This window comes from Pseudomonas sp. SDO5522_S412, from assembly GCF_054071215.1.
The window spans coordinates 1-7257 of the sequence record NZ_JBSVWQ010000262.1 but is presented as its reverse complement, the minus strand read 5'-3'; the positions used below and the strand labels follow the sequence as shown (position 1 = coordinate 7257).

Below are 7257 nucleotides of genomic sequence, written 5' to 3'. Positions count from 1 at the left end.
TGCATTCCAAAGGTGGAACTCGATCAAATGTGGGAGCGGGCTTGCTCGCGAAAGCTTTATCAGCCGCGCAGGCTAATCACCGGCCAACCACGCTTCTCAGCCTCAGCCCGCAGATTCGGATCCGGATCCACTGCCACTGCATGCGTCACCTGCTCCAACAGCGGCAGGTCATTCATCGAATCGCTATAGAAGTAACTGTCCTCCAGGCTAAACCCGGTCTCTTCCAGCCAGCGATTCAAGCGCGTCACCTTGCCCTCGCGAAAGCACGGGATATCCGTACTGCGCCCGGTGTAGCGGCCATCCTGCATCTCGCATTCCGTCGCAATCAGGGTTTCAACCCCCAGTCGCTCGGCAATCGGCGCGGTCACAAAACGGTTGGTCGCGGTGATGATCACCAGCTTGTCGCCCGCCGCCCGGTGCTTGGCCAGCAACTCAACTGCCTTGGGCAGCATGATCGGCTCGATGCAGTCGCGCATGTAGTCGCGGTGCCATTCATCCAGCTGGGCCATCTCGGTGCGGCCGAGGATTTCCAGGCAGAAGTTCAGGTACTCGGCGTTATCCAGCTTGCCGGCCAGGTAGTCCTGGTAGAACTCGTCGTTGCGGGCCTTGTAGGCCACCGCGTCGAGAATCCCGCGTTCACAGAGGTAATCGCCCCAGGCGTGATCGCTGTCACCCCCCAAAAGCGTGTTGTCCAAGTCGAATAAAGCCAGGCGCATTGCAGTTACTCGCTGAAAAGTCTGTAAAAAGGCGTCCAGAATACGGTCTTTTCACAAGAGTGCACATAAGGTAAGCAGCCTCGTTGCCGCTGTATCAATCTTTGTGGAACAATGCGGTGACATGCGTTTGCGAGGTTGTTGCCGTGATCGACCCCGATGGTTTCCGTCCTAATGTCGGGATTATTCTTACGAATGATGCCGGACAGGTGCTATGGGCTCGCCGTATCAACCAAGATGCCTGGCAGTTTCCTCAAGGCGGAATCAACCCCGACGAAACCCCTGAAGACGCCTTGTACCGTGAGTTGAACGAAGAAGTAGGCCTTGAACGTGAAGATGTGCAAATTCTGGCCTGCACCCGAGGCTGGTTGCGCTATCGTTTGCCGCAACGTCTGGTGCGTACCCACAGCCAACCGCTGTGCATCGGCCAGAAACAGAAATGGTTTCTCCTGCGCCTGATCTCCAACGAGCAGCGGGTGCGGATGGATTTGACCGGTAAACCGGAGTTCGATGGCTGGCGCTGGGTCAGTTATTGGTATCCGTTGGGCCAGGTGGTGACATTCAAGCGCGAGGTTTATCGTCGCGCTCTTAAAGAGCTTGCCCCGCGCCTTTTAGCGCGCGACTGACGACGGAGTTCGACCCCGAGCCATGCTCAATACGCTGCGCAAGATCGTCCAGGAAGTTAACTCCGCCAAGGATCTCAAGGCGGCGTTGGGGATTATTGTGTTGCGCGTCAAGGAAGCCATGGGCAGCCAGGTCTGCTCGGTTTACCTGCTGGACCCCGAGACCAACCGTTTTGTCCTGATGGCCACCGAGGGCTTGAACAAGCGCTCCATCGGCAAGGTCAGCATGGCGCCCAATGAAGGTCTGGTGGGCCTGGTGGGGACGCGTGAAGAACCCCTGAACCTCGAAAACGCGGCCGATCACCCGCGTTATCGCTACTTTGCCGAAACCGGTGAAGAGCGCTACGCCTCGTTCCTCGGTGCGCCGATCATTCACCACCGCCGCGTTGTCGGCGTGTTGGTCATCCAGCAGAAAGAACGCCGCCAGTTCGACGAAGGTGAAGAAGCCTTCCTTGTGACCATGAGCGCGCAGCTCGCCGGGGTTATCGCCCACGCCGAGGCCACCGGTTCGATTCGCGGCCTGGGACGCCAGGGCAAGGGCATCCAGGAAGCCAAGTTCGTCGGCGTGCCGGGTTCGCCGGGTGCTGCTGTCGGTACCGCCGTGGTCATGCTGCCGCCCGCCGACCTGGACGTGGTGCCGGACAAGACCGTCACCGACATCGACGCTGAAATCATCCTGTTCAAGACCGCCCTCGAAGGCGTGCGCAATGACATGCGCACCCTCTCGACCAAGCTGGCCACCCAGCTGCGGCCTGAAGAGCGGGCGTTGTTCGACGTGTACCTGATGATGCTCGACGACGCGTCCCTGGGCAGCGAAGTCAAGGACGTGATCAAGACCGGCCAGTGGGCCCAGGGCGCGCTGCGCCAGGTGGTCACCGATCACGTCAACCGTTTCGAATTGATGGACGACGCCTACCTGCGCGAGCGCGCCTCGGACGTGAAGGACCTCGGTCGCCGTCTGCTGGCCTACCTGCAGGAAGAGCGCTCGACCACGTTGGTGTACCCCGACAACACCATCCTGATCAGTGAAGAACTGACCGCCACCATGCTCGGCGAAGTGCCGGAAGGCAAACTGGTGGGCCTGGTCTCGGTACTGGGTTCGGGCAACTCCCACGTCGCGATCCTGGCGCGGGCCATGGGCATTCCGACGGTGATGGGCCTGGTGGACCTGCCGTATTCCAAGGTCGACGGCATCGAAATGATCGTCGACGGCTACCACGGCGAGGTCTACACCAACCCCAGCGAAGTGCTGCGCAAGCAATACGCCGAAGTGGTGGAAGAAGAACGCCAGCTGTCCCAGGGCCTCGACGCCCTGCGGGAACTGCCCTGCGTGACCCTAGACGGCCACCGCGTACCGCTGCTGGTCAACACCGGCCTGCTGGCGGACGTGGCACGTGCACAACAGCGCGGCGCCGAAGGGGTGGGCCTGTACCGCACCGAAGTGCCGTTCATGATCAACCAGCGTTTTCCGAGTGAGAAGGAGCAGCTGGCGATTTATCGCGAGCAACTGTCCGCCTTCCATCCGTTACCGGTGACCATGCGCAGCCTTGACATTGGCGGCGACAAGTCACTGTCGTATTTCCCCATCAAGGAAGACAACCCCTTCCTCGGCTGGCGCGGTATTCGCGTTACCCTCGACCATCCTGAAATCTTCCTCGTCCAGACCCGCGCGATGCTCAAGGCCAGCGAAGGCCTGAACAACCTGCGCATCCTGCTCCCGATGATCTCCGGCACCCACGAGCTGGAAGAAGCCCTGCACCTGATCCACCGGGCCTGGGGCGAAGTGCGCGACGAAGGCGCCGACGTGCCGATGCCGCCGATTGGCGTGATGATCGAGATTCCGGCGGCGGTGTACCAGGCCAAGGAGCTGGCGCGGCAGGTGGACTTCCTGTCGGTGGGCTCCAACGACCTGACCCAGTACCTGCTGGCCGTGGACCGCAACAACCCGCGGGTGGCCGACCTCTACGACTACCTGCACCCGGCGGTGCTGCAAGCCTTGCAGAACGTGGTGCGCGACGCCCATGCCGAAGGCAAGCAGGTGAGTATCTGCGGCGAGATGGCCGGTGACCCGGCGGCGGCCGTACTGTTGATGGCGATGGGCTTTGACAGCCTGTCGATGAACGCCACCAACTTGCCGAAGGTGAAATGGATGCTGCGCCAGATCAACCTGAGCCGGGCCAAGGAGCTGCTGGCGGAGTTGATGACTATCGACAACCCGCAAGTTATCCACAGCTCGCTGCAATTGGCGCTGAAGAACCTTGGGTTGGCGCGGATGATCAACCCGGCGTCTGCAAAGAGCCTCTAACCGGATTTCAGAGCCTGTCCCCAATCGAAATGTGGGAGCGGGCTTGCTCGCGAAAGCGGTGCATCAGTCAGCTTATGTATTGGCTGACACGCCGCCTTCGCGAGCAAGCCCGCTCCCACATTTGGTTTGCGTGAGGTTCAGATTTTGAGTTCAACTTCACCCAACTGTCCGCCATACGGCCCAAAACTGCGCTCCACGATATGTCGCGTCCCGTCGGCATTCACAATCAGCGCCGTGCTCGCCCGCGTCCCGTAGCTGGGGCTGGCAATAAACACGCTCGACAACAGACTCTCCGTCGCCAAGCCCACGCCGGTATCCGGCAAGTCGGCAAACGGCGCGGTCTGCGGGTCGCTCAAAATCCCCAGCAAGGCTTCAGGCTGCGGATCGTCCAGCACTTCTGTCAGCGCCGCCTTGGCCTTCAACAACTTCGGCCACGGCGTATCCAGCCCTGCATTGGATAACCCATAAACCCCCGCCACCAATGGTGTCGGCGCAGATTCCTTGGCGTTGTAATGCCAAAGCTCGTCCCGCGTCCCGACCAGCAGGTTAAACCCGGCATATTCAATCGATCTGCCATTAACGTCGGCCAAATAGTCGTCAATCGACAGCGAACCGCTGAGAAAGCGCGCCACCAACTCACCCCGCGACTTGCGCGCCGGCGGCTGGTGCGGGTCACGGATATTGGTCAGCGCCGCAAAGCGCCCGTCTGCGCCAACTCCCAGCCAGGTCCCTCCCGCTTCCTGGTCCCTGCCCGCGTAAACATGGGGCGCATCCAGCCACTGGGCCAACGGCAAACTGGGCCGGGCATAAAATTCATCACGGTTGGCCGCGACGATCAGCGGCTGGGCGTGGCCCGGCCGCCAGGCGAAAACAATCAGGCACATAAGGCGATCCCTTTGTGTTTTGCCCACTCTACCCATAGAACCCTGTGCTTTGCATCCGTTAACATGCCGGTCTGTTTTCGGGGGCTCCCATGGAATTTCTGCTGTATTTGCTGCTGGGATCCTGCGCGGGCATGCTCGCCGGGCTGTTCGGCGTGGGCGGCGGCATCATTATTGTGCCGGTGCTGGTGTTCAGCTTCACCTTGCAGGGCTTCGATCCCGCGGTGCTGACCCACCTCGCTGTCGGCACGTCCCTGGCGTCTATTATCTTCACGTCGGTGAATGCGGTGCGTGAGCATCATCGGCGCGGCGCCGTGCGCTGGCCGATCTTCGTATGGATGGCCGTGGGTATCCTGCTGGGCGCGGGCGTTGGCGCGCTGACCGCCGAGGCGATCTCCGGGCCGCATCTACAGAAGATCATCGGTGTGTTCGCCCTGGTGATCGCCGTGCAGATGACCCTGGAGCTCAAGCCCAAGGCCAGCCGCCAGGTGCCGGGCAAGCTTGGCCTGACCCTGGCGGGTGGCGTGATCGGCTGGTCGTCGGCGATTTTCGGCACCGGTGGTGGTTCGTTGACCGTGCCGTTCCTGACCTGGCGCAGCGTGCCGATGCAGCAGGCAGTGGCCACTTCGTCGGCCTGCGGCTTGCCGATCGCCCTGGCCAGTGCGTTAAGTTTCATGATTCTGGGCTGGCATGATCCGCTGCTGCCCGATCATAGTCTCGGCTTTGTGTACTTGCCGGCGCTGCTGGGCATCGCCCTGACCAGCATGGTGGCGGCCCGTTTCGGCGCGCGCCTGGCGCACCGGTTGTCGCCGCGCTTGCTCAAGCGGCTGTTCGCCGGGCTGCTGTTTTGCGTAGGGCTGAATTTTTTGCTGTAACGCAGGCTTAATCGCGCACCGGCATGGTCCGATGCGCCATGACTATTGATTTAACGAGGAGTCGCAATGCTGCCTTACCCGCAGATCAACCCGGTGGCCGTGGCCATCGGTCCGCTGCAAATCCATTGGTACGGGTTGATGTACCTGATCGGCATCGGCGGTGCCTGGCTGCTGGCTTCCCGGCGCCTGAACCGTTTCGACCCGACCTGGACCAAGGAGAAGCTCTCCGACATGGTGTTCTGGATGTCGATGGGGGTCATCGTCGGCGGACGCCTGGGGTATGTGCTGTTCTACGACCTGCCAGCCTACATCGCCAACCCGACGCTGATCTTCGAGGTGTGGAAGGGCGGCATGGCGTTCCACGGCGGGTTTGTGGGGGTGATGATCGCCGCCTGGTGGTTTGGCCGGCGTAACGGCAAGTCGTTCTTCCAGTTGATGGACTTCGTCGCACCGTTCGTGCCGATTGGCCTGGGTGCCGGGCGCATCGGTAACTTCATCAACGCCGAACTGTGGGGCAAGCCGACTGACGTGCCGTGGGCCATGGTGTTCCCGCCGTTCAGCGACCCGGCGCAATTGCCGCGCCACCCCTCGCAGCTGTACCAGTTCGCCCTGGAAGGCGTGGCGCTGTTCCTGATCCTCTACATCTTCTCGCGCAAGCCACGCCCGACCATGGCCGTTTCGGGGATGTTCGCGTTGTTCTACGGGATCTTCCGCTTTATCGTCGAGTTCGTACGGGTGCCGGATGCGCAACTGGGCTACCTGGCGTGGGGCTGGGTGACCATGGGTCAGATTCTCAGCCTGCCGATGATCATCGCCGGCCTGGGCCTGCTGTGGTGGGCTTACAATCGCCCGCAAGGCATCAAGAACACCGCGCTTTAAATTCGAACGCCGGGGCCCGAGGGTCCCGGCTTCAACGATACAGGTATACACATGAAGCAATATCTCGAACTACTGAACGATGTCGTGACCAATGGCCTGACCAAGGGCGACCGCACCGGCACCGGCACCAAGGCCGTGTTTGCCCGTCAGTTTCGGCATAGCTTGGCCGACGGCTTCCCGCTGCTGACCACCAAGAAGCTTCACTTCAAAAGCATCGCCAACGAATTGATCTGGATGTTGAGTGGCAACACCAACATCAAGTGGCTGAACGAAAATGGCGTGCGTATCTGGGACGAATGGGCCACCGAAGACGGCGACCTGGGCCCGGTGTACGGCGAGCAGTGGACCGCGTGGCCAACCAAGGACGGCGGCAAGATCAACCAGATCGACTACATGGTCGAGACGTTGAAGACCAACCCCAATAGCCGCCGCATCCTGTTTCACGGCTGGAACGTCGAGTACCTGCCGGACGAGACCAAGAGCCCGCAGCAGAACGCCCGGGACGGCAAGCAAGCGCTGCCACCTTGCCACCTGCTGTACCAGGCGTTTGTGCATGACGGTCATCTGTCGATGCAGTTGTACATCCGCAGCTCAGATGTATTCCTCGGCCTGCCGTACAACACCGCGGCCCTGGCGTTGCTCACCCATATGCTGGCCCAGCAGTGCGACCTGATCCCTCACGAGATCATCGTCACCACGGGCGACACCCATGCCTACAGCAACCATATGGAACAGATCCAGACCCAGCTGGCGCGCACGCCGAAGAAGCTGCCGGAACTGGTGATCAAGCGCAAACCCGCGTCGATCTACGATTACAAATTCGAAGATTTTGAAATCGTGGGCTATGACGCTGATCCAAGCATCAAGGCCGATGTAGCGATCTAAAAGCGATCTCGGTCCAAATGTGGGAGCGGGCTTGCTCGCGAATACGGTGTATCAGAAACACATTCAGTGGCTTACACCCCCCCTTCTCCAACAAGC

7 protein-coding genes are annotated in these 7257 nt (G+C 61.0%); 5 read left to right on the top strand and 2 right to left on the bottom strand.

The window, feature by feature from the left end; genetic code table 11:
* Window positions 1–59 precede the first annotated feature (59 nt).
* Window positions 60–716 carry a histidinol-phosphatase gene (locus ACW9I6_RS28905; protein ID WP_177080614.1) on the bottom strand — a complete coding sequence of 219 codons (657 nt, stop codon included), beginning with the start codon at window positions 714–716 and terminating at the stop codon, window positions 60–62.
* Window positions 717–859: 143 nt separating this feature from the next.
* On the opposite strand from ACW9I6_RS28905, the gene ACW9I6_RS28900 reads away from it, so the two are divergent.
* On the top strand, window positions 860–1339 hold the full coding sequence (locus tag ACW9I6_RS28900) for an RNA pyrophosphohydrolase (RefSeq protein WP_003176750.1): 480 nt from the start codon (window positions 860–862) through the stop codon (window positions 1337–1339).
* A 22-nt stretch (window positions 1340–1361) separates the two neighbouring features.
* A complete protein-coding gene (gene ptsP, locus ACW9I6_RS28895) occupies window positions 1362–3641 on the top strand; it encodes a phosphoenolpyruvate--protein phosphotransferase (RefSeq protein WP_003213828.1) in 2280 nt (759 codons plus the stop codon).
* Window positions 3642–3778: 137 nt separating this feature from the next.
* On the opposite strand, the gene ACW9I6_RS28890 is transcribed toward ptsP, so the two are convergent.
* A complete protein-coding gene (locus ACW9I6_RS28890) occupies window positions 3779–4525 on the bottom strand; it encodes an NRDE family protein (RefSeq protein ID WP_003213826.1) in 747 nt (248 codons plus the stop codon).
* 89 nt (window positions 4526–4614) lie between these two features.
* Here ACW9I6_RS28890 and ACW9I6_RS28885 point away from each other — a divergent pair, with 89 nt between their 5' ends.
* The 3 genes from ACW9I6_RS28885 (at window position 4615) to ACW9I6_RS28875 (ending at window position 7161) form a co-directional block, all read left to right on the top strand.
* Window positions 4615–5397 (top strand): sulfite exporter TauE/SafE family protein, encoded by a 783-nt coding sequence (locus ACW9I6_RS28885; protein ID WP_003213825.1) that lies wholly within the window; start codon window positions 4615–4617, stop codon window positions 5395–5397.
* A 66-nt stretch (window positions 5398–5463) separates the two neighbouring features.
* The gene (lgt, locus tag ACW9I6_RS28880; protein ID WP_003213823.1) at window positions 5464–6276 is read left to right on the top strand and encodes a prolipoprotein diacylglyceryl transferase; all 813 of its coding nucleotides are present in this window, start codon (window positions 5464–5466) and stop codon (window positions 6274–6276) included.
* A 51-nt stretch (window positions 6277–6327) separates the two neighbouring features.
* Complete coding sequence (locus tag ACW9I6_RS28875; RefSeq protein WP_003213821.1) at window positions 6328–7161, top strand: thymidylate synthase; 834 nt, start codon at window positions 6328–6330, stop codon at window positions 7159–7161.
* Window positions 7162–7257 lie beyond the last annotated feature (96 nt).

What these genes read in the sequence shown, in the direction of transcription:
- ACW9I6_RS28905 (WP_177080614.1), bottom strand. Translation starts at nt 716, where the DNA reads ATGCGCCTGGCTTTATTCGACTTGGACAACACGCTTTTGGGGGGTGAC.
- ptsP (WP_003213828.1), top strand. Translation starts at nt 1,362, where the DNA reads ATGCTCAATACGCTGCGCAAGATCGTCCAGGAAGTTAACTCCGCCAAG.
- ACW9I6_RS28890 (WP_003213826.1), bottom strand. Translation starts at nt 4,525, where the DNA reads ATGTGCCTGATTGTTTTCGCCTGGCGGCCGGGCCACGCCCAGCCGCTG.
- ACW9I6_RS28885 (WP_003213825.1), top strand. Translation starts at nt 4,615, where the DNA reads ATGGAATTTCTGCTGTATTTGCTGCTGGGATCCTGCGCGGGCATGCTC.
- lgt (WP_003213823.1), top strand. Translation starts at nt 5,464, where the DNA reads ATGCTGCCTTACCCGCAGATCAACCCGGTGGCCGTGGCCATCGGTCCG.
- ACW9I6_RS28875 (WP_003213821.1), top strand. Translation starts at nt 6,328, where the DNA reads ATGAAGCAATATCTCGAACTACTGAACGATGTCGTGACCAATGGCCTG.